Origin of the sequence: Actinosynnema sp. NPDC023587 (assembly GCF_040640215.1) — a bacterium.
Classification (GTDB): domain Bacteria; phylum Actinomycetota; class Actinomycetes; order Mycobacteriales; family Pseudonocardiaceae; genus Actinosynnema.
The window spans coordinates 308,119-327,635 of record NZ_JBFABG010000002.1; the positions used below are offsets into that span (position 1 = coordinate 308,119).

The window sequence follows — 19,517 nt, forward strand, 5'->3', positions numbered from 1 at the left end:
AGACTAGCCATCGCGCACAGCGGATACCACTGTCAGTGGTCACTCAAACCGGGATGCTCTTCACGCGCGGTGAAGGCCGCCAGGATGCGCTCCGCAGCCAGGGTGGCCGTCAGTTCGCCATCCCGAACCCGTTGTTCCAGGTCGGGCACCACGGCGCGGACCGCCGGGTTCGAGCGCAGGCTCCCCAGCACCTGGTCGTGGACCATCGCCCAGGTCCACTCCACCTGCTGACGACGTCGCCGCTCGGCGAGCTCGCCGGCGTCCCGCAGGGCGGTCCGGTGCATCCCGACCTGCTCCCACACCGCGTCCAGGCCGGCCCCGGACAGGCCGCTGCACGTGAGCACCGGCGGGTGCCAGATCGCGTCGGGCGGGCGCAGCAGGCGCAGCGCGCCCGCCAGCTCACGGGCCGCCTGGCGGGCGTCCTGCTCGTGCGCGCCGTCGGCCTTGTTCACCGCGATCACGTCCGCGAGCTCCAGCACGCCCTTCTTGATGCCCTGGAGTTGATCGCCGGTGCGCGCGAGTGTCAGAAGAAGCGAACAATCCGTCATGTTCGCCACCGCCACCTCGGACTGGCCGACGCCGACCGTCTCGACCAGCACCACGTCGAAGCCCGCCGCCTCGACCAGCACGATGGTCTCGCGGGTCGCCTTGGTCACGCCGCCGAGCGTGCCGGAGGTCGGCGACGGCCGGATGAACGCCGCCGGGTCCACCGCCAGCCGGGCCATCCGGGTCTTGTCGCCCAGGATCGAGCCGCCGGTCATCGTGGACGACGGGTCGACCGCGAGCACGGCCACCCGGTGCCCCTGCCCGGTGAGCATCGAGCCGAACGCGTCGATGAACGTCGACTTGCCCACGCCGGGCACGCCGGTGATCCCGATCCGGTGCGCCCCGCCCGCGTGCGGCAGCAGCTCGACCAGCAGCTCCTGCGCCAGCCGGCGGTGGTCCGCGCGGGTCGACTCGACCAGCGTGATCGCCCGCGCCAGCGTGCTCCGGTTCCCCGCGAGCACGCCCTCGGCGTACACGCCGACGTCGACCGCCCCGGCCACGCCCGACCTAGCCATGCCCGAGCTGGGCCGAGAGCTTGCCCAGCAGGTCGCCCGCCGCGTCCGCGATGACCGTGCCGGGCGGGAAGATCGCCGCCGCACCCGCCTCCCGCAGCGCGTCGAAGTCCTGCGACGGGATCACGCCGCCGACCACGATCATGATGTCCGGCCGGTCCAGCTCGGCCAGCGCCCCGCGCAGCGCGGGCACCAGCGTGAGGTGCCCGGCGGCCAGCGACGACACGCCCACGACGTGCACGTCCGCCTCGACGGCCTGGCGGGCCACCTCGTCCGGGGTCTGGAACAGCGGGCCGACGTCCACGTCGAAGCCGAGGTCGGCGAACGCCGTGGCGATCACCTTCTGCCCCCGGTCGTGCCCGTCCTGGCCCATCTTCGCGACCAGGATGCGCGGCCGGCGGCCCTCGTCCTCCGCGAACTTCGCCACGACCGCGCGGGTGGTCTCCACGTTCGACACCGAGCCGACCTCCTCCCGGTACACCCCGCTGATGGTACGGATCTGCGCGGAGTGCCGGCCCCAGACCTTGCCCAGGGCGTCGGAGATCTCGCCGACCGTGGCCTTCGCCCGAGCGGCCGAGATGGCCAGCTCCAGCAGGTTGCCCCCGCCGTCGGCCGCCCGGGTCAGCGCGGCCAGCGCGCCGTCCACCGCGGCCTGGTCGCGCTCCTCGCGCAGCCGGGCCAGCTTCGCGAGCTGCCGGGTGCGCACCCCGGCGTTGTCCACCTTGAGCACGTCGATCTTCTCGTCGAACTCGACCTGGTACTTGTTCACGCCGATCACCGGCTGCCGACCGGAGTCGATGCGCGCCTGGGTGCGCGCGGCGGCCTCCTCGATGCGCAGCTTCGGGATGCCCGCGTCGATCGCCCGCGCCATCCCGCCGGCCGCCTCGACCTCGGTGATGTGCGCCCACGCCCGGTGCGCGAGGTCGTGGGTGAGGCGTTCCACGAACGCGCTGCCGCCCCACGGGTCGATCACCCGCGTGGTGCCCGATTCCTGTTGCAGCAGGAGCTGGGTGTTGCGCGCGATGCGCGCGGAGAAGTCGGTGGGCAGCGCCAGCGCCTCGTCCAAGGCGTTGGTGTGCAACGACTGCGTGTGGCCCTGGGTCGCGGCCATCGCCTCCACGCAGGTGCGCGCCACGTTGTTGAACACGTCCTGCGCGGTCAGCGACCACCCGGAGGTCTGGCAGTGCGTGCGCAGGCTGAGCGACTTCGGCGACTTCGGCTCGAAGCCCTTGACCAGCTTGGCCCACAGCAGCCGGGCCGCGCGCATCTTCGCGACCTCCATGAAGAAGTTCATGCCGATCGCCCAGAAGAACGACAGCCGGGGTGCGAACGCGTCGACGTCCAACCCCGCGTCCTGCCCCGCCCGCAGGTACTCCACGCCGTCGGCCAGCGTGTACGCCAGCTCCAGGTCGGCCGTCGCGCCGGCCTCCTGCATGTGGTAGCCGGAGATGGAGATGGAGTTGAACTTCGGCATCCGCTGCGAGGTGAACGAGAAGATGTCGGAGATGATCCGCATCGACGGGCGCGGCGGGTAGATGTAGGTGTTGCGGACCATGAACTCCTTGAGGATGTCGTTCTGGATGGTCCCGGCGAGCAGCTCCGGCGCGACGCCCTGCTCCTCGGCCGCCACGACGTAGAGCGCCAGCACGGGCAGCACCGCGCCGTTCATCGTCATGGACACCGACATCTTGTCCAGCGGGATGCCGTCGAAGAGCCGGCGCATGTCGTAGATGGAGTCGATGGCCACGCCCGCCATGCCGACGTCACCGGCGACCCGGGGGTGGTCGGAGTCGTAGCCCCGGTGCGTGGCCAGGTCGAACGCGACCGACAGGCCCTTCTGCCCGGCCGCGAGGTTGCGGCGGTAGAAGGCGTTGGACTCCTCGGCGGTGGAGAAACCCGCGTACTGGCGGATGGTCCACGGCTGGTTGACGTACATGGTCGGGTACGGGCCGCGCAGGTACGGGGCGATGCCCGGGTACGTGCCGAGGAAGTCCAGGCCCTCGGTGTCCGCCGCCGTGTACACCGGCCGCACGCCGATGCCCTCCGGCGTCTCCCACGTGAACGCGTCCGCGCCCTTGCCGGTGGCCTCGTGCAGCGCTTCCCGCCACTGCGCGGCCGTGCCGACCGCCGGGTCGCCCAGGTCGATGTCGGCGAAGTTCGGGATCATCGCTCCACTCCGAGGAACTCGAAGGTGTGCTCCAGCACCCGCAGCGCCGCGCAACCCGTGAACACGTACTCGTCGACGCCCGCGTCGGCCGGGACGGCGGCGGATTCCCCGCCCGCCAGGAAGACCCGCTGCGCACCGGCGGCGCGCAGGGCGGACACGACCGGCCCGGCCAGCTCCTGGTAGCTCTTCTCGCTGCCGCACAGGCACGCGATCCGCGCGCCGCTGTCCCGGAACTTCGCGACGACGTCGTCGACGGTCTTCGTCGGGCCCGCGCTCGGCGTCCCGATCCCGCCCGCCTGGAACAGGTTCGCGGCGAACGTGGCCCGCGCGGTGTGCGCGGCCACCGGGCCGAGCGTGGCGAGGAAGACCTTCGGGCGCTCCGGCGCGGCGTCGGCCGCGTCCCGCAGCGCCTCGAACGCCTGCGCGTACCGGATGCGCGGCAGCCCGCCGGACGGCTCGGGCGGCGCGGGCGGGCGGGTCACCACCGGTTCGGCCAGGTCGGGGAACTCGCTGACGCCGGTGATCGCGTCCGTGCGGTCCGCCAGGTTCCTGCCGCGCGCCTCCCAGGTGGCCGCGAGCCGGTCCGCCACGAGCGGGAACGCCGCCGGCAGGCCGCCGGCGGCCTCGATCTCCCGGAACCACGCCCACGCGGCCCGCGCGAGCTCGTCGGTCAGCCGCTCCACGTACCAGGAGCCGCCCGCCGGGTCGATCACGCCGGCCAGCCTCGACTCCTCCAGCAGCAGCGACTGCGTGTTGCGGGCGACCCGCCGGGCGAAGTCGTCCGGCAGCCCGATCGCGTGGTCGAACGGCAGCACGGTCACCGCGTCCGCCCCGCCCAGCCCCGCGCCGAAGCACGCGATCGTGGTGCGCAGCATGTTCACCCACGGGTCGCGGCGGGTCATCATCGCCGGCGAGGTCACGGCGTGCTGGAGCTGCGGGCCCGGGGCCCCCACCACCTCCGTCACCCGCGCCCACAGCCGGCGTGCGGCGCGGAACTTCGCGATGGTGAGGAACTGGTCGGCGGTCGCCGCGTACCGGAACTCCAGCAGCCGCGCGGCGGCGTCCGCCGACAGGCCCAGCCCGGTGAGTTCGCGCAGGTACGCCACCCCGGCCGCGAGCGACGCGCCGAGCTCCTGCGCGTCGGAGCCGCCGGCCTCGTGGAACGGCAGCCCGTCCACCACGACCACGCGGAGGGCGGGGAAGTCGCGGGCCTCGCGCACCAGGTCGTGCAGCGCGGCGAAGTCGGCGGCGGCACCGGTGCGGGCCCGCACGCCCAGCGGGTCCGCGCCCACGTTGCCCCGGACCTCGTCGGCCGGCACGGCCCGCCGGCCCCAGACCCGCAGCATCGCCAGGCCGGCCTCGCGGAAGTCCGCGCCCGCGTCGACCACGACCGGCGCGAGGTCCAGGTAGACGTCGGCCAGCAGGTCGTCCAGCACGTCGTCCAGCCGGTCGGCCGGGAGGTTCCTGAGCCACAGCGAGGTGACGCCGTTCTCCAGGTCCGCCAGCACCGCGTTCCGGTCGGGCACGGCGTGCTGCTGGCGGATGTCCCAGCCGTCGACCGCGCCCTGCGGGCGGCCACCCCTGGTGAACGGCGGCAGGCCGGGGAACCCGGCGGGCGGCGCGACGTCCTCGGCGGTGTAGAGCGGCTGCACGCGGATGCCGTCGTAGGTGGTGGTCACCAGCGAGTCGAAGTCCGCGCCCGACTTGCGGAGCACGCCCCGGACCAGCTCCCGCCACCGCTCCCGGTCGGGCGTGGGGAACTCGGCGGCCAGCGCCAGGTCGCCAGTCGGCTCCGTCATGCTCCGCAGTGTTACTTAGTGGTATCCCGACGGCTATGTGAGTTTCACCGCCGTGAACGATGCAGCCGGTCCCCCGTCCTGATGAACAATGGCGCGGGTGGAGACCGAACGCCTGATCGCGGGCCGCTACCGCCTGCGGCACGTCCTGGGACGTGGCTCGATGGGCACGGTGTGGGCCGCGCACGACGAGGTGCTCCGCCGGGACGTCGCCGTCAAGGAGGTGCTCGTCCCGCCCGGGATGCCGGACGTCGAAGCCGACCTGCTGCGCGAGCGCACGTTGCGCGAAGCCCGCTCGGTGGCCCAGTTGACCCACCCGAACGTGGTCACCCTGTACGACGTGGCGCAGGTCGACGGCGACCCGTACGTGGTGCTGGAACTGGTGCCGTCCGAATCGCTGGCCGACGTCGTGCGGCAGCGCGGGCCGCTGAGCGCCGAGCAGGGCGCGGTGGTCGCGGACGCCGTGGCGGCGGCCCTGGAGGCCGCCCACCGGGCCGGCATCACGCACCGCGACGTGAAACCGGGCAACGTGCTCGTCGCCGACGACGGCCGGGTGAAGCTGACCGATTTCGGCATCGCCCGCAACGTCGCCGAGGCCACCCTGACCAGTCGCGGCACCGCGCTGGGCACGCCCGCGTTCATCGCGCCCGAGGTCGCGGCGGGCGGCGCGGTGTCCGAGGCGGCCGACCTGTGGTCGCTGGGCGCGACGCTGTTCGCCGCGATGACCGGCCACCAGCCCTACGAGGGCACGAACGTGATGCAGACCGTCAACCAGGTGATCCACGGCGAAGTACCGCCCGCGTCGGCGTGCGGCGCGCTGGAGGCGGTCGTGGCCGGGCTGATGACCAAGGACCCGGCCGCGCGGATGTCCCTGCCCGACGTCCGCCGCGACGTCCGCGCGCTGCTGCCCGAGCCGGGCACCGACGTCTTCCCGTCCGGCACCACCCGCCCGACCCCGGACCTCGTCCGCCCGCCCCGGGTCAGGACCCCGGTCCCGCCGGACACCCCGCTGGCCGCCGACCCCGGCCCGCTGCCGTTCACCCCGTCCCGGGAGCCGGCGCGCCGGACGTCGGCGGTGCTGGTCGCGGTGGCGGCGGTGGTGCTGTTCGCGATCGGCGGCAGCGCGGGCTTCGCCCTGACCCGGACGCTCGCCGGCGCGCCCCTCCCGCCGCCGCCCTCGGTCGGTGCGCCGGCGCTGCCCGCGATCACCGACGAGGTGCTGCTCCACCCGACCACCACGGCGGCGGCCACCGCCAACGGGGAGCAGGGCGCGGAGTTCACCATCGAGGTGGGGGCGGACTGGACGTCGTTCCTGGAGCAGCGGACGAACGGGGGTCTGGTGCCGAGCACGGTCGTGCACCTGGTCGCGCCGAGCGGCCGGTACGAGGTGACCGTGCAGCGCTTCGCCGACTTCTACCCGAAGAGGTCGCTGGAGGAGTACCTGGCCGTGGTCCGCGACCGGTGGCCGGCGGACCGGTACTTCGGCGAGGCCACCGACGTGACCGACCCGATCGACCCCGCCGCGCCGGAAGCGCCGGTCCAGTTCAGCTACCGGACGGTGGAGACGGCCACCGACCTCGGTCGCGGCTCCGCCGGTGCCGGCCCCGACCAGCGCCGCACGCGGTACTCGCGCGTGCTGCCGCGCGGGACGGACCTGTGGGTGGTCGAGGTGGTGTTCCCGACCGAGCAGGAGGAGATGGGGCGCGGCACCCTGTTCCCCGGCATCGCGGGCACCTTCTCCGTCGTCGGCTAGCCGGGCGGTCCCCCGCTCGGCGGGCGGGGCCGCCCGACGCCGCCGGGTTGGCAGCGGCGTCGCGGACGCCGGGACATTAGGCTCGCCGTCGTGACCGCGACCAGTGACAGCAGCGCATTCGAAGCCCAGGCCGCAGCCGCCCTCGCCGAGCGGACGGGGGTGGAGCGGCACGACATCGCCGTGGTGCTCGGTTCCGGGTGGCGTCCGGCCGCCGACCTGATCGGCGAGCCCGCCGCCGAGGTGCCGATGGGCGAGCTGCCGGGGTTCGCGGCCCCCACCGCGTTCGGCCACGGCGGGACGATCCGCTCCGTGCCGGTGGGTGCCAAGAACGTGCTGGTGCTGCTCGGCCGCACCCACGGTTACGAGGGCAAGGGCATCCAGAAGGCCGTGCACGGCGTGCGCACCGCCGCCGCCGGCGGCGTCCGCTCCGTCGTGCTGACCAACGCCGCCGGCGGCCTGCGCCAGGGCATGTCCGTCGGCCAGCCGGTGCTGATCAGCGACCACCTGAACCTCACCGCCTCGTCGCCGCTGGTCGGCGCGCGGTTCGTGGACCTGACCGACCTGTACTCGCCCCGCCTGCGCGACCTCGCCCGGGAGATCGACCCGTCGCTGGAGGAGGGCGTCTACGCGGGCCTGCCCGGACCGCACTTCGAGACCCCCGCCGAGATCCGGATGCTGCGCACGCTGGGCGCGGACCTGGTCGGCATGTCCACCGTGCTGGAGGCCATCGCGGCCCGCGCGGAGGGCGTCGAGGTGTTCGGGCTGTCCCTGGTCACCAACCTCGCGGCGGGCATCACCGGCGAGCCGCTGAACCACGAGGAGGTGCTGGAGGCCGGTGCCGCCGCCGCCGGTCGGATGGGCGCGCTCCTGCGCGAGCTGGTGGCGCGCGCATGACGTTGACCCCGGCGCTGCGCGACGCCACGTTCCGGTGGATCGCCGACGACCCGTCACCCGGGACGCGGGCCGAGCTCCAGGGCGTGCTGGCGCGCGCCATGGGCGGCGACCCCGCTGCGGCGGACGACCTGGCCGACCGGATGGCCGGCCCGCTCACCTTCGGCACGGCGGGCCTGCGCGGCCCGGTCCGGGCGGGTTCGAACGGCATGAACCGGGCCGTCGTGGTGCGCACCACGGCGGGCCTCGCCGCGTGGCTGAAGGCCAACGGGCACAGCGGGACCGTGTTCGTCGGCCGGGACGCCCGGCACGGCTCGGAGGAGTTCTGCACCGCCGCCGCGTCCGTGCTGGCGGCGGCGGGCTTCACCGTCCGGGTGCTGCCCGGCCCGCTGCCCACCCCCGTGCTGGCGTTCCTGGTGCGCGGGCACGACGCGGTCGCGGGCGTGCAGATCACCGCGTCGCACAACCCGCCCGCGGACAACGGCTACAAGCTCTACCTGGCCGGCGGCGGGCAGATCGTGCCGCCCGCCGACCGGGAGATCGAAGCGGCCATCGCGGCGGTGCCGGCAGCGGTGTCGGTGCCCACGTCGGACGGCTACCTGCCGGTGGCCGACGCCGAGGTGGACGAGTACCTGGAGCGCGTCGCGTCGCTGCCCCGGGGCACGTCCCGCGACCTGCGCGTGGTGCTGACCCCGATGCACGGCGTCGGTGGGCAGACCGCCGTGGAAGCGCTGCGGCGCGCGGGTTTCACCGACGTGCGCGTGGTGCGCGACCAGGCCGTGCCGGACCCGGACTTCCCCACCGTGGCGTTCCCGAACCCGGAGGAACCGGGCGCGGCGGACCGCCTGCTGGCGCTGGCCGAGGCCGAGGACGCCGACCTGGCGATCGCGCTGGACCCCGACGCCGACCGCTGCGCGCTGGGCGTGCGGGACCGCGACGGCAGGTGGCGGATGCTGCGCGGTGACGAGACCGGTGTGCTGCTCGGCTCCCTGGTGCTGTCCACAGTGGACACCCCGGACCCGTTGGTGGCCACGACGATCGTGTCGTCGTCGCTGCTGAAGTCGATCGCCGCCGCGCACGGCGCGCGGTACGCGGAGACGTTGACCGGGTTCAAGTGGCTGGTGCGGGCGGGCGAGGGGCTGGTGTTCGCCTACGAGGAGGCGCTGGGCAACTGCGTCGACCCCCGGTACGTGAACGACAAGGACGGCATCTCGGCCGCCGTGGTCGCGTGCGACCTGGCGGCGGGCCTCAAGGCGACCGGGCGGACGCTGCCGGACGCGCTGGACCGGTTGGCGGTCGACCACGGCCTGCACCTGACCGACCAGGTCTCGCTGCGGTTCACCGACCTGAGCCGGATCGGCGCGCTGATGGCGAAGCTCCGGCGGGACCCGCCGGGCGGTTTCGCGTTCGAGGACCTGCTGCCGGACGCGGACGTCGTGCGGCTGACCGCCGAGGGCGTGCGGGTGGTCGTGCGACCGTCGGGCACCGAACCGAAGCTCAAGGCGTACCTGGAGGTCGTCGAACCGGTGGACGACCTGGCCACGGCGCGCGCCCGAGCCGCCGAACGCCTGGGCGCGCTGCGGGCTCAGGTCGCCGAGCTGCTCCGGTGACCGCTCACCGCGCGGTGCTCACGACGCGAAGGCGATCAGCAGGCAGAGCACCGCGACCGCCAGGGCACCACCCGCCACCAGCCAGGGACGCCTGGTCGGCGGGGTGACCCGGTTGTCGGTGGCCGCCGCGACGGCGATCCGGACCGCGATGTAGCTGACCGTGAGCAGGCTGACGCCGGTGGCCAGGATCATCGTGTTGACGTCCCACGGGCTGTGGTCCACACCGGGCCACACCCCGATGAACACCAGCGGGAACCCGATGAGCCCCACCCCGATGCCGACCCCACCGCCCCAGGTGATCCTCCGGTTCCGGGTCATCGTCGCGATGCTGCGAGTGTCCATGTCTCCCTCCCGAGTTACTTACCCAGACGCACGAGGGCGGCGCAGGTTCCCGTCGTGGACGGCCGTCACCCGTGCGGACCGGGCGCGGCGCTGCGCGTTCGCCGCTCGTTCGCCGTGATCAGGGTAGCGAGCGCCGGCACCCGAGCACGCCTCACGACCGGCGGGAGCGGGTGACCCGGACCACGTGCCCGGCGATGTGGTCGAAGCCGGGACGGCAGGCGGGGGCTCGGCCGGCAGTGCTGGAATGACACCCATGACGGTGCTCTTCGTAGACGGCTGGTTCGGCCCCGACCCCGGTGACTGGCAGGAGCTGTGGGCCCGGGACCTGCCCGGTTCGGCGCGGGTCGGGCAGGACGACTGGGACGTGCCGGAGCGCACGGCGTGGGTGCGGCGGCTGGACGAGGCGATCGCGGCGTGCGACGAACCCCCGGTGCTCGTCGCGCACAGCCTCGGCGTGCCGACCGTCGTGCACTGGGCGGCCCGGCCGCGCCCGGCCGCCGGCACCGACCGCCGGGTGCGGGGCGCGCTGCTGGTGACGCCGGCGGACGTGGAGCGCAATCCCGATCCGGCCATCCGGGGCTTCGCGCCGCTGCCGGTCGACGCGCTGCCGTTCCCGGCGGTGCTCGCGGCCAGTCGGACGGACCGGTGGATGACGCCCGAGCGGGCGCGGTTCTTCGCGGACGCGTGGGGCGCGCGGTTCGCGGACGTCGGCGAGGTCGGCCACCTCACGGTCGCCGAGGGCCCCGGCCCCTGGGACCAGGGCCGGGAGCTCCTCGACGCACTCCTGCACCACCCGGGACCCGGGCCCGGCGGGGCGGACTACCTGCCGGACAGGCGCAGCATCGCCGGCGGGTAGCGGTCGCCGGCGGCGGCCGGTGCGGCGGCCTCGATCGCGCGGAGGTCGGCGGCGGACAGGCGCAGGCCCGCCGCCGCGACGTTCTCCTCCAGGTACTCGATCCGCTTGGTGCCGGGAATCGGGACGACGTGGTCGCCCTGGTGCCCCACCCAGGCCAGGGCCAGTTGCCCGGCCGTGACGCCGCGCTCGGCGGCCAGCGCCTTGAGCGCCTCCACGATGGCCAGGTTGCGGTCGAAGTTCTCCTCCGCGAACCGGGGCATGGTCCGGCGGGTGTCGTCCTGGTCGAGGGTGGCGGTCGAGGTCACCCGGCCGGTGAGGAAGCCCCGGCCGAGCGGGGAGAACGGCACGATGCCGATGCCCAGCTCGGCGCACGTCGGCGCGATGACCTCCTCGATGTCCCGGGTCCACAGCGACCACTCGCTCTGCAACGCGGTGATCGGGTGCACGGCGTGCGCGCGGCGGATCGAGTCGGCGCTCGCCTCGGACAGGCCGAGGAACCGGACCTTGCCCTCGGCGACGAGCTCGGCCATCGCGCCCACGGTCTCCTCGACCGGCACGGTCGGGTCGACCCGGTGCTGGTAGTAGAGGTCGATGTGGTCGACCCCCAACCGGCGCAACGACGCCTCGCACGCCTGCCGCACGTACGCGGCGTCGCCGCGCGGGCGGCGGTCCGGGTCGGCGAGGGCGAACTTCGTGGCGAGGACGACCTGGTCCCGGCGGTCCGCGATGGCCCGCCCCACCAGCTCCTCGTTCGCGCCCGCGCCGTAGACGTCGGCGGTGTCCAGCAGCGTCACGCCCAGTTCCAGCGCCCGGTGCACGGTCGCGATGGACTCGGTGTCGTCGCCCTTGCCGTAGGACTGGCTCATGCCCATGCAGCCCAGGCCCTGAGGGCCGACTTCGAGGGCGGTGCCCAGCAGTGTCACGCGGTGATCCCTTCGAACGTGTGCTCGACCTGCTCGTAGTGCGCGATCTTGTACTCCAGGACGTCCAGGCACGACTGGAGCTCGGTGATCCGCTCGCGGACCGACGTCCGGTGCTCGAACAGCATCTGCTTGCGCCGGCCTGCGGTGGCCGCGCCCCGGTGCCGGAGCTGCGCGTACTCCCGCATCATGCGGATGGGCATGCCGGTGGTGCGCAGCCGGGTGAGGAAGAACAGCCAGCCCAGGTCGTCGTCGCTGTAGCTGCGCCGCCCGCCCGAGTCCCGTGCCGGGGGGTCGACCAGCCCGATCCGTTCGTAGTAGCGCAGCGTGTCGATGGACAACCCACTGCGCTCGGCCGCTTGGGCGATCGAGTAAGTCACCCCTCGACGGTAGGAGCTGGAGTGCGCTCCAGGTCAACCCGATACGCCTCAACTCACGTGCGCGCGTGCGATTTCGTGCGCCGGGTGCCGAGCGGGTGCGCTCCCGGCACGACCGGCGGACCCGGGCTCCGACCCGGACCGGGCGTGACTCCGGTCTCGCGCGCCGGCCGGGCGCGACTCGGGCGCGCGGCTGCCGGACCCGGCCGGCAGCGGCGGATCGGGGCGGCCGAGCGCGCGGCGTGACCGCTCGGGCGTCAGTGGTCCTTCGGGATGCCCCACGCCTCCAGGTGTGCCGCCATGCCGCCGACGTCGACCTCGTCCCTGCCGAGGGCCCGGACGAGGTCCAGGGCTTCGTCCTCCTCCGCGTCCACCCACCAGCCGTTGATGTCGCACAGCGTCACCGCCGCTACCCAACCCAGCCGCCAGTTGCCCTCGACCAGGGGCCGGGTGCGGACTATCGAGTCGAGCAGGGCCGAGGCTTTCAGCCAGAGCGTGTCGTACGCCTCGACGCCGAGCACGGTGGCGCGAGGCCGGTGTGCCGCGGAATCGAGGAGACCTAAGTCGCGCACGACCAGATCTCCACCGGTGACGGCGGTCGCCAGCACGAGCAAATCGCCGGCGTCGAGGTAGTTGACCACTGCTTGACGCGCTCCCTGTCCTGGGGGGCTGGGACTTCGGCGCGGCCGTGCCGCGTCCGGGGTGCCACCGGCACCACGGCCCACCACCTCAGGTCTGTATCGCCTGACCGCCCGTCCGACGGCGAGGATGTTGTCGGCCGCGCGCGGCACCGGGGCGGTGCACCCCGGACGCGGCCCGATCTTCAACGGCGCACCATACCCGGGCACGGGTGATCGGCGTGGGTGATCGCAGCGGTGGGCGAGGGACGTGCGTCGATTACGTCGATTGAGCTGCATGAACCCAGACTATCGAACAAGAGTTCGAACGTCCGGGTGGATCACTCGAACGTGCGGAGCAATCACCTCCGCCGTGCGGGCCGGCAACGGCGGATTCAGGCAGACCCCAGCCGGTCGAGCAACCCCCGGTACTTCGGCAGCACCCGCCCCAGCACCTCGGAGAGCTGCTCCTCCTTCTGGAGCCGCGCCCAGCGGTCGGCCAGCGCCAGTCGCACGACCTCCTGCTTCGACCGACCTTCAACGGCGGCGAGCTCGTCGAGCCGCCGGTTCTCCTCGTCGCTCAGACGCAAGGTCATCGCCATGGACCGACGGTACCAACTTGGTACCACGCTGACCAGACCGAGTTTTGTAACACTGTTGCGATAAGATGCGGCGGTGCCGAGACCGAAGACCCACGATGACGCACTCCGGGTGCGACTGCTCGACCGCGCGGGCGAGTTGTTGTCCACCGAAGGACCGGGCGCTCTGAGCTTGCGCAGGCTCGCAGCGGATGTCAACACCTCCACCACCGCCGTGTACTCCCTGTTCGGGGGCAAGCCCGCGCTGCTCGACGCGCTGTACGAGGAGGCGTTCCGCCGGTTCGGGGACCGGCTCGCCGCGCTGCCCGCGACCGACGACCCGGTCGAGGACATCATCCGGCTCGGGCTCGTCTACCGCGCCAGCGCGCTCGCCGACCCGCAGTTCTACCTGGTGATGTTCAGCAAGGTCATCCCGAACTTCACGCCCTCGGCGGAGACCGACGCCGCCGCGGCCGACACGTTCCTGCCGCTGGTCGAGAACGTCGGTCGCGCGGTGGGGTGCGGGATGTTCGTGGCGGCACCGCACGACCAGATCGCCCTCGCCCTGTGGGGCGTGGTGCACGGCCTGGTCAGCCTGGAGCTGAACGGCAACCTCCCACCGGGCGTGGAGATCGCCCCCGCCTACGAGCGGGCGATCCGCGCCTGCGCGGACGGCTGGCGACGCCGGTAGCGGCGCGCGCGGACGCCCGGCCGGGCGTCGTCGTTCCCGGTGGTGACAGCGAGAACACCGCCGGCGGACCCCGGAAGGGATCCGCCGACGGTGCAAAGGTGGGGTCCGGGGAGGCGGCCGCCGCGAAACCTCCCCGGACCCCGGTGAACTGTCCTGATCAGGACAGTCCGTTTTTGAGGGCGCGGATGAGCTCGCCATCGGCGGTGTCGCTGTCCAGCGACCAGATCATCGCGCCACCCAGCCGACGATCGGCCACGTAACGACCCTTGCGCTTCAACTCCACCGGGTCGTCCCAGGTCCAGAACGTCGTGCCGTCGAACAGCCACGCGTGCCCGGCCTTCGGGTCGCGGTGGACCTTGAACTTGCCGAGCTGCGCCTTGAGGGTCCGGTAGTCCTCGTACCCGGCCTCGTAGGTGCCGGGCGCAGCCCCGGTCGCGGGCTGGAAGAGCCCATTGTTCTCATTGCGCACACCGGTCCAGCCACGGCTGAAGAACGGCACGCCCATCACGATCTTGTCGCGCGGAGCGCCCTTCTTCAAGTAGTGGTCGATGACGACCTGCGTGCTGAAGCCCGGGGACGTCGGGTCGCCCGCCGGCGTCCGCAGCGCGGACTGCTGGTTGGTCAGCGGGTCCCAGGACCCGTGGTAGTCGTAGCCCTGGGTGGTGCCGAAGGTCAACAGGCTGAACACCTTGGGCACGTCGAAACCGCGGTCGATCATGCCCGGGTTGGCGGGCAGGAACGCGGTGAGGTCGTAGGACTTGCCGGTCCGCCAGGTCAACTGCCCGAACTGCTTGCGGTACTCCTTGAGCAGCGCGGTGAAGTTCTCCTTGTCCTCCGGGCGGATCACGTTGCCCGGAGCGGCTTCACTGGACGGCCACTCCCAGTCGAGGTCGATGCCGTCGAACAGGCCCGCCGCCGCGCCGGGTGCCGCGCCGACCAGGTTGCCCTTGAGCCACAGGTCCACGCAGGACTTCACGTGCGCCGCGCGGGACTGGGGGGTCAGCGCCGCGTCGGAGAAGTACTGGGAACCCGACCAGCCGCCGAGGGAGATGTAGACCTTCAGCTTCGGGTACTTCTTCTTGAGCTGCTTGAGCTGGTTGAAGTTGCCCAGCAGCGGCTGGCCCGCCACGTCCGCCTTGCCGTTGACGCTCTGCTCAGCGCTCAGGGGGCGCTGGTAGTCGGCCCACGGGTCGGAGCTGACGCACTTGCCGCCGGCGTCGAGGAACCCGAACGCGTAGTTCAGGTGGGTGAGCCGGGGTGCCGTCCCGTTCGTGACCAGGTCCTTGATCAGGAAGTTCCGGTCGTAGCCGCTCCAGTTGGTGTAGTACCCGACGGTGCGCGGCTGGTGCCGGTCGCCGTGGGCCTGAGCCACCTGAGGGGCGAGCGTCACGGTGAGGGCCGAGATCAGGAGGGCGGGGAGCACCCATCTCCGGCTTGTCATGCTTCTCCTCGCGGGGCAGGGGCCACTAAGTGTGGTCCAGACCACGGTAGGCGTGAGGTCTAGACCACCTCTACGGCCGAACGGCCGAATCCGCGCCTACCGGCGAGTTCGCTTCGGACTCACTTTTCACAGAGGTTGCAAACTTTTGCATGTGCGCCGAGGTCCCGGGTCGCGCTAACGTCGTCGTGTTCAAGTTTGAACAAGCAGGTGACGAGGGGGAAATCGTGACGATCCTGGTGACCGGGGCGAGCGGCAACGTCGGCCGGCGGGTGGTCGACCAACTGGTGACGGCGGGAGCGGCGTTCCGGGCGCTGACCCGCGACCCGGACAAGGCCGGCCTGCCGGCGGGGGTCGAGGTGGTGCGGGGCGACCTCACCCGGCCCGCCGAACTGCCGCTGGAGGGCGTGACCGCGCTGTTCCTGCTGCCCGTGCTGGAATCCGACGACTCGGCGGGTCTGGCGGGGCAGCTCCTGGCGCACGCCCCGGACGTCCGGCGGGTGGCGTTCCTGTCCAGCAGCGCGGTGACCGTGCGGCGGCCGGGCAGCTACGAGCTCCACCTGTCCGTGGAGCAGGTGATCGAGTCGTCCGGTGTCGAGTGGACACACCTGCGCCCCGGCGAGTTCATGTCCAACAAGCTGATGTGGGCCGACAGCATCAAGCAGGACGACGTCGTCCGCTACGCCTACCCCGACGCCCTTGGCTCGCCGATCCACGAGGCCGACATCGCGGAGGTCGCGGTGCGCGCGCTGCTCGACGGCGGGCACGGGGGCCGGGCGTACGCGCTGACCGGACCGGAGCTGCTCACCCACCGGCAGCAGGCGGCGGCGATCGGCGAAGGACTCGGCCGGCCGATCGGGTTCGAGGCGCAGACCTACGGCCAGGCGCGGGCGTCGCTGATCCGGGACGTCGGACTGCCCTGGGACATCGCCGAGTACGTCCTGGGCTACGCGGCCCAGCACAACGAGGAGCCGCCGGAGGTGTCCCCGGAGTTCGAACAGGTCGTCGGCCGGCGTGGCCGGACCCTGGCCCAGTGGGCACGTGACCACGCCGCCGAACTGACCGCGTCGAGCTGACGGTGTCGGACTGAAGGTGTGGAACCGACGGTGCGCTAGACCGCGCCGTACTGGCGGTCGCCGGCGTCGCCGAGCCCCGGGACGATGAACCCGGAGTCGTTCAGGCGCTCGTCGACGCTGGCGGTCACCAGCCGCACCGGCAACCCCGAGTCCGCCAGGTGCCGGATGCCCTCCGGCGCGGCGAGCGCGCACACCGCGGTCACGTCCGTCGCGCCGCGATCGGTGAGCAGCCGGATGGTGTGGAGCATGGACCCGCCGGTGGCCAGCATCGGGTCCAGCACCAGGACCGGCCGCCCGGCCAGCGACTCGGGCAGCGACTCCAGGTACGGCGTCGGTTGGAGCGTCTCCTCGTCGCGGGCGAGCCCGACGAACCCCATCTGCGCGTCCGGGATCAGCCGGTGCGCCTGGTCGGCCATCCCGAGGCCGGCGCGCAGCACGGGCACCAGCAGCGGCGGGTTCGCCAGGCGGTACCCGGTGGTGCGCGCGACCGGCGTGTGCACCTTCTCCTCGGCGACGGGCACGTCACGGGTGGCCTCGTACACGAGCATCACGGTCAACTCGTGCAGCGCGGCCCGGAACGCCGCGCTGTCGGTGCGCGCGTCACGCATGGTCGTGAGGCGCGCCCTGGCCAGGGGGTGTTCGACAACGAGGACGTCCATGGTCGAACAGTATGTGGCACCCCGACCCGATGTTCGACGGCTCCGCACCGAACAGCCGGGCCGCGCGTGACAGGGGTGGGTCAGGCGGTCAGGTGTTCGCCGAGTCGGCGCGCGAGGTCGGCCAGGTCGTCGTCGGAGATTTCCAGGTGCCCGCGTGCGGGGTCGAACACCGCGGTCTGCTGCTCTTCGTAGGGAACCCCGGGCGGCAGTGGGGCCACGTGCCAGTGCACGTGCCGGTTCGCCTGCTGGCTGCCCAAAGACAGCACGTAGAGCCGTTCGACGGGCAGAAGGTCCGCCAGCGCGCTGCCAACCCGGTGCACAACCCGTTGGAGCGTCAGGTACTCGTCGACGGTGAAGTCGCCGACCGCGTGTTCGCGGTGTGCGGCCGGAGCGACCAGGAAGTGCCCGAGCACGGACGGGAAGCGGCTGGCGAAGACCACGGCGTCGGCGTCCCGGTAGGCGGTGTGGTGGGGGTAGTCGGGATTGCCGGCCAGCAGTTCGCAGATGAAGCAGGCCCGGCGGGCGAGGTCGAGGTAGGCATCGGCCCGCCACGGCACACGGTTGGTCATGCCGTCCACGTGTACCCGGTTCGGGCGCTGATCACGGCGGGCGATCCGCGCCAGCGGTCGCCCCGTGCGGGTCGGTGAACGCCGACAGGACGGCGAGATCACCGCGCAGGAGCTCTACGACTACGTGTCGCAGTGGGTGCGGCGGGAGAACCCGGACCAGACGCCGACCCGCAACAGCGCGGTGAACGGCGGCCTGGCGGGGTCCGGCGCGCCACGGTTGTGCTCGGCCGGTCGAGTTCACGGCGGGCGAAGTCGTCCACCGCCTCCTGCTGCCCCTCGGTCGCCGGGTCCACGTCCTTCGAGCCGTCCGGCACTAACAGGCCGGCCTCGAAGTCCGTCGCCAACGGCCGACCGGGGACGTCCGCCGGGGGTGGTCGTCGGCCCCGACCTGAGGTCCGAACGGCCCGTTTGGTGCTCAACCGGCCCACGACCTCCTAAACTCACCGGCGTGAGCGACGAGCTGGTGCCGGACCCCAGTCAGATGCGCGCCTCGGACGACGACCGCGAGAAGGTCGCCCGGGTGCTCCAGCAGGCCCACGGGGAGGGCCGACTGGACCTGCACGAGCTGGACGAGCGGTTGGGAGCCGTGTACGCCGCCAAGACCTACGGCGAGCTGGCCCCGCTGACCTCCGACCTCGGCATGGGCCTGCCCGCCACCACCCTGCCGTCGCCGGTCGGGCAGCACCTGCCCGCGTCGCGGATCGGCGGCACGCCCGGCGCGACGACGTCCATCGCCTTCTGGTCCGGGGTGGACCGCAAGGGCGACTGGGTCGTGCCCGCCAACCACACCGTGGTCGCGATCATGGGCGGGGTCGTGCTCGACCTGTCCAAGGCGCGGTTCGAGTCCGCCGAGACGGTGATCAACATCTTCGCCTTCTGGGGTGGCGTGGAGATCTTCGTGCCCGAGGACGTCACCGTGCGGGTGGACGGGGCCGGGATCATGGGCGCGTTCGACGACACCACCCACAAGACGCCGACCGTCCCGGGCGGTCCGGTGGTCCGGATCACCGGGGTGGCCATCATGGCCGGGGTCGACGTGCGCCGCCCCAAGCGGAAGAAGGTCAAGGGGTCCAAGAACCCCGAGCTGGAGGGCTGACCTGCGCGGACGCGTTCACCTGGGACGGGCGTGCCGGTCCGCCTAGACTCGGTCGCATGGCTGCCACATCGACTGCGCCGTCGCTGCCGCCGGCGCTCGCGGACGCGGTGCGCGACGACGCGTCGTTGCGCCGCTTCCTGCACGGACTGCCCGGTGTCGACCAGGTCGGGGTGGAGCAGCGCGCGGCCGGCCTGGGCACGCGCAGCATCAAGAAGGCCGCGAAGCTGTGGGCGATCGACAAGGCGATCTCGATGGTCGACCTGACCACGCTGGAGGGCGCGGACACCGCCGGCAAGGTCCGCTCGCTCGCCGCGAAGGCGCGCCGGCCGGACCCGGAGCGGCCCGAGGTGCCGGCGGTGGCCGCGATCTGCGTGTACCCGGACATGGTCGCCACCGCGGTCGGCGAGCTGGCCGGGACCGGCGTCGACATCGCGTCGGTGGCCACGGCGTTCCCGTCCGGGCGGTCGTCGCCGGAGGTGAAGCTGGCGGACACCGCCTACGCGGTGGACGCGGGTGCCACCGAGATCGACATGGTGATCGACCGGGGCGCGTTCCTGTCCGGCCGCTACGGCCAGGTGTTCGACGAGATCGTGCGGGTCAAGCAGGCCTGCGGGGACGCCCACCTGAAGGTGATCCTGGAGACCGGCGAGCTGGCGACCTACGACAACGTGCGGCGCGCGTCGTGGCTGGCGCTGCTCGCGGGCGGGGACTTCATCAAGACCTCCACCGGCAAGGTGACGCCCGCCGCGACGCTCCCGGTGACGCACGTGATGCTCCAGGCGGTGCGCGACTGGCGCGACCAGACCGGCGAGCTGCGCGGCGTGAAGCCCGCCGGCGGCATCCGCACCACCAAGGACGCGATCAGGTACCTGGTGGCGGTGCACGAGGTGGCCGGGGCCGAGTGGCTGACCTCGGAGCTGTTCCGGTTCGGCGCTTCGAGCCTGCTCAACGACCTGCTGATGCAGCGGCGCACCCAGTTGGACGGCCACTACAGCGGCCCCGATTACGTGACGGTGGACTGAG

The 19,517-nt window shown here is 72.8% G+C and carries 19 protein-coding genes; 8 read left to right on the forward strand and 11 right to left on the reverse strand.

The genetic code is table 11. The annotated features are described in order from the left end of the window. Window positions 1-32 precede the first annotated feature (32 nt). Genes meaB through AB0G01_RS06535 form a run of 3 tightly spaced genes read right to left on the reverse strand, consistent with a single transcriptional unit; the run spans window position 33 to window position 5,024 of the window. Window positions 33-1,046 carry a methylmalonyl Co-A mutase-associated GTPase MeaB gene (gene meaB / locus AB0G01_RS06525; RefSeq protein ID WP_360941244.1) on the reverse strand — a complete coding sequence of 338 codons (1,014 nt, stop codon included), beginning with the start codon at window positions 1,044-1,046 and terminating at the stop codon, window positions 33-35. 7 nt (window positions 1,047-1,053) lie between these two features. Then, window positions 1,054-3,225 (reverse strand): methylmalonyl-CoA mutase, encoded by a 2,172-nt coding sequence (gene scpA / locus AB0G01_RS06530; RefSeq protein ID WP_360940402.1) that lies wholly within the window; start codon window positions 3,223-3,225, stop codon window positions 1,054-1,056. Beyond that, the gene (locus AB0G01_RS06535; protein ID WP_360940404.1) at window positions 3,222-5,024 is read right to left on the reverse strand and encodes a methylmalonyl-CoA mutase family protein; all 1,803 of its coding nucleotides are present in this window, start codon (window positions 5,022-5,024) and stop codon (window positions 3,222-3,224) included. The genes scpA and AB0G01_RS06535 overlap by 4 nt, the downstream gene beginning before the upstream one ends. Window positions 5,025-5,112: 88 nt before the next feature. On the opposite strand from AB0G01_RS06535, the gene AB0G01_RS06540 reads away from it, so the two are divergent. The 3 genes from AB0G01_RS06540 (at window position 5,113) to AB0G01_RS06550 (ending at window position 9,275) form a co-directional block, all read left to right on the forward strand. Continuing rightward, window positions 5,113-6,774 carry a serine/threonine-protein kinase gene (locus tag AB0G01_RS06540; protein ID WP_360940406.1) on the forward strand — a complete coding sequence of 554 codons (1,662 nt, stop codon included), beginning with the start codon at window positions 5,113-5,115 and terminating at the stop codon, window positions 6,772-6,774. A 90-nt stretch (window positions 6,775-6,864) separates the two neighbouring features. Beyond that, the gene (locus AB0G01_RS06545) at window positions 6,865-7,668 is read left to right on the forward strand and encodes a purine-nucleoside phosphorylase (RefSeq protein WP_360940408.1); all 804 of its coding nucleotides are present in this window, start codon (window positions 6,865-6,867) and stop codon (window positions 7,666-7,668) included. Next, the gene (locus AB0G01_RS06550; protein ID WP_360940410.1) at window positions 7,665-9,275 is read left to right on the forward strand and encodes a phospho-sugar mutase; all 1,611 of its coding nucleotides are present in this window, start codon (window positions 7,665-7,667) and stop codon (window positions 9,273-9,275) included. Before AB0G01_RS06545 ends, AB0G01_RS06550 begins: the two co-directional genes overlap by 4 nt. 18 nt (window positions 9,276-9,293) lie before the next feature. Here AB0G01_RS06550 and AB0G01_RS06555 read toward each other — a convergent pair whose 3' ends face one another. Continuing rightward, window positions 9,294-9,617 carry a hypothetical protein gene (locus AB0G01_RS06555; protein WP_360940412.1) on the reverse strand — a complete coding sequence of 108 codons (324 nt, stop codon included), beginning with the start codon at window positions 9,615-9,617 and terminating at the stop codon, window positions 9,294-9,296. 253 nt (window positions 9,618-9,870) lie between these two features. On the opposite strand from AB0G01_RS06555, the gene AB0G01_RS06560 reads away from it, so the two are divergent. Beyond that, entirely contained in the window at window positions 9,871-10,473 is a 603-nt protein-coding gene (locus tag AB0G01_RS06560) for an alpha/beta hydrolase (RefSeq protein ID WP_360940414.1), read from the forward strand. On the opposite strand, the gene AB0G01_RS06565 is transcribed toward AB0G01_RS06560, so the two are convergent. The 4 genes from AB0G01_RS06565 to AB0G01_RS06580 all read right to left on the reverse strand — a co-directional run bounded on the left by AB0G01_RS06565 (window position 10,437) and on the right by AB0G01_RS06580 (window position 12,989). Then, window positions 10,437-11,345, reverse strand: coding sequence for an aldo/keto reductase (locus tag AB0G01_RS06565; RefSeq protein WP_360941247.1), 909 nt, complete (start codon window positions 11,343-11,345; stop codon window positions 10,437-10,439). The genes AB0G01_RS06560 and AB0G01_RS06565 overlap by 37 nt on opposite strands. A gap of 47 nt (window positions 11,346-11,392) precedes the next feature. Next, on the reverse strand, window positions 11,393-11,773 hold the full coding sequence (locus tag AB0G01_RS06570) for a MerR family transcriptional regulator (RefSeq protein WP_360940416.1): 381 nt from the start codon (window positions 11,771-11,773) through the stop codon (window positions 11,393-11,395). Window positions 11,774-12,027: 254 nt separating this feature from the next. Then, a complete protein-coding gene (locus AB0G01_RS06575; protein ID WP_360940418.1) occupies window positions 12,028-12,411 on the reverse strand; it encodes a Fic family protein in 384 nt (127 codons plus the stop codon). A gap of 371 nt (window positions 12,412-12,782) precedes the next feature. Beyond that, entirely contained in the window at window positions 12,783-12,989 is a 207-nt protein-coding gene (locus tag AB0G01_RS06580; protein WP_360940420.1) for a type II toxin-antitoxin system VapB family antitoxin, read from the reverse strand. A 73-nt stretch (window positions 12,990-13,062) separates the two neighbouring features. Here AB0G01_RS06580 and AB0G01_RS06585 point away from each other — a divergent pair, with 73 nt between their 5' ends. Further along, the gene (locus AB0G01_RS06585) at window positions 13,063-13,656 is read left to right on the forward strand and encodes a TetR/AcrR family transcriptional regulator (RefSeq protein ID WP_360940422.1); all 594 of its coding nucleotides are present in this window, start codon (window positions 13,063-13,065) and stop codon (window positions 13,654-13,656) included. 157 nt (window positions 13,657-13,813) lie between these two features. Here AB0G01_RS06585 and AB0G01_RS06590 read toward each other — a convergent pair whose 3' ends face one another. After that, on the reverse strand, window positions 13,814-15,097 hold the full coding sequence (locus tag AB0G01_RS06590) for a glycoside hydrolase family 18 protein (RefSeq protein ID WP_360940424.1): 1,284 nt from the start codon (window positions 15,095-15,097) through the stop codon (window positions 13,814-13,816). 224 nt (window positions 15,098-15,321) lie between these two features. Between AB0G01_RS06590 and AB0G01_RS06595 the strand changes: the two genes are divergently transcribed. Continuing rightward, window positions 15,322-16,170 (forward strand): NAD(P)H-binding protein, encoded by an 849-nt coding sequence (locus AB0G01_RS06595; RefSeq protein ID WP_360940426.1) that lies wholly within the window; start codon window positions 15,322-15,324, stop codon window positions 16,168-16,170. A 35-nt stretch (window positions 16,171-16,205) separates the two neighbouring features. Here the strand turns inward: AB0G01_RS06595 and upp are convergent, their stop codons facing one another. Further along, on the reverse strand, window positions 16,206-16,829 hold the full coding sequence (gene upp / locus AB0G01_RS06600) for a uracil phosphoribosyltransferase (RefSeq protein WP_360940428.1): 624 nt from the start codon (window positions 16,827-16,829) through the stop codon (window positions 16,206-16,208). 80 nt (window positions 16,830-16,909) lie between these two features. Beyond that, complete coding sequence (locus AB0G01_RS06605; protein WP_360940430.1) at window positions 16,910-17,398, reverse strand: HIT domain-containing protein; 489 nt, start codon at window positions 17,396-17,398, stop codon at window positions 16,910-16,912. A gap of 448 nt (window positions 17,399-17,846) precedes the next feature. Here AB0G01_RS06605 and AB0G01_RS06610 point away from each other — a divergent pair, with 448 nt between their 5' ends. Further along, window positions 17,847-18,494, forward strand: coding sequence for a DUF1707 domain-containing protein (locus AB0G01_RS06610; protein WP_360940432.1), 648 nt, complete (start codon window positions 17,847-17,849; stop codon window positions 18,492-18,494). Window positions 18,495-18,550: 56 nt separating this feature from the next. Then, window positions 18,551-19,516, forward strand: a complete 966-nt coding sequence (gene deoC, locus AB0G01_RS06615) for a deoxyribose-phosphate aldolase (RefSeq protein ID WP_360940434.1) — start codon at window positions 18,551-18,553, stop codon at window positions 19,514-19,516. Window position 19,517: the final 1 nt, after the last annotated feature.

What these genes read in the sequence shown, in the direction of transcription:
- scpA (WP_360940402.1), bottom strand. Translation starts at nt 3,225, where the DNA reads ATGATCCCGAACTTCGCCGACATCGACCTGGGCGACCCGGCGGTCGGC.
- AB0G01_RS06535 (WP_360940404.1), bottom strand. Translation starts at nt 5,024, where the DNA reads ATGACGGAGCCGACTGGCGACCTGGCGCTGGCCGCCGAGTTCCCCACG.
- AB0G01_RS06540 (WP_360940406.1), top strand. Translation starts at nt 5,113, where the DNA reads ATGGCGCGGGTGGAGACCGAACGCCTGATCGCGGGCCGCTACCGCCTG.
- AB0G01_RS06550 (WP_360940410.1), top strand. Translation starts at nt 7,665, where the DNA reads ATGACGTTGACCCCGGCGCTGCGCGACGCCACGTTCCGGTGGATCGCC.
- AB0G01_RS06555 (WP_360940412.1), bottom strand. Translation starts at nt 9,617, where the DNA reads ATGGACACTCGCAGCATCGCGACGATGACCCGGAACCGGAGGATCACC.
- AB0G01_RS06560 (WP_360940414.1), top strand. Translation starts at nt 9,871, where the DNA reads ATGACGGTGCTCTTCGTAGACGGCTGGTTCGGCCCCGACCCCGGTGAC.
- AB0G01_RS06565 (WP_360941247.1), bottom strand. Translation starts at nt 11,345, where the DNA reads ATGGGCATGAGCCAGTCCTACGGCAAGGGCGACGACACCGAGTCCATC.
- AB0G01_RS06580 (WP_360940420.1), bottom strand. Translation starts at nt 12,989, where the DNA reads ATGGCGATGACCTTGCGTCTGAGCGACGAGGAGAACCGGCGGCTCGAC.
- AB0G01_RS06590 (WP_360940424.1), bottom strand. Translation starts at nt 15,097, where the DNA reads ATGACAAGCCGGAGATGGGTGCTCCCCGCCCTCCTGATCTCGGCCCTC.
- upp (WP_360940428.1), bottom strand. Translation starts at nt 16,829, where the DNA reads ATGGACGTCCTCGTTGTCGAACACCCCCTGGCCAGGGCGCGCCTCACG.
- AB0G01_RS06605 (WP_360940430.1), bottom strand. Translation starts at nt 17,398, where the DNA reads ATGACCAACCGTGTGCCGTGGCGGGCCGATGCCTACCTCGACCTCGCC.
- deoC (WP_360940434.1), top strand. Translation starts at nt 18,551, where the DNA reads ATGGCTGCCACATCGACTGCGCCGTCGCTGCCGCCGGCGCTCGCGGAC.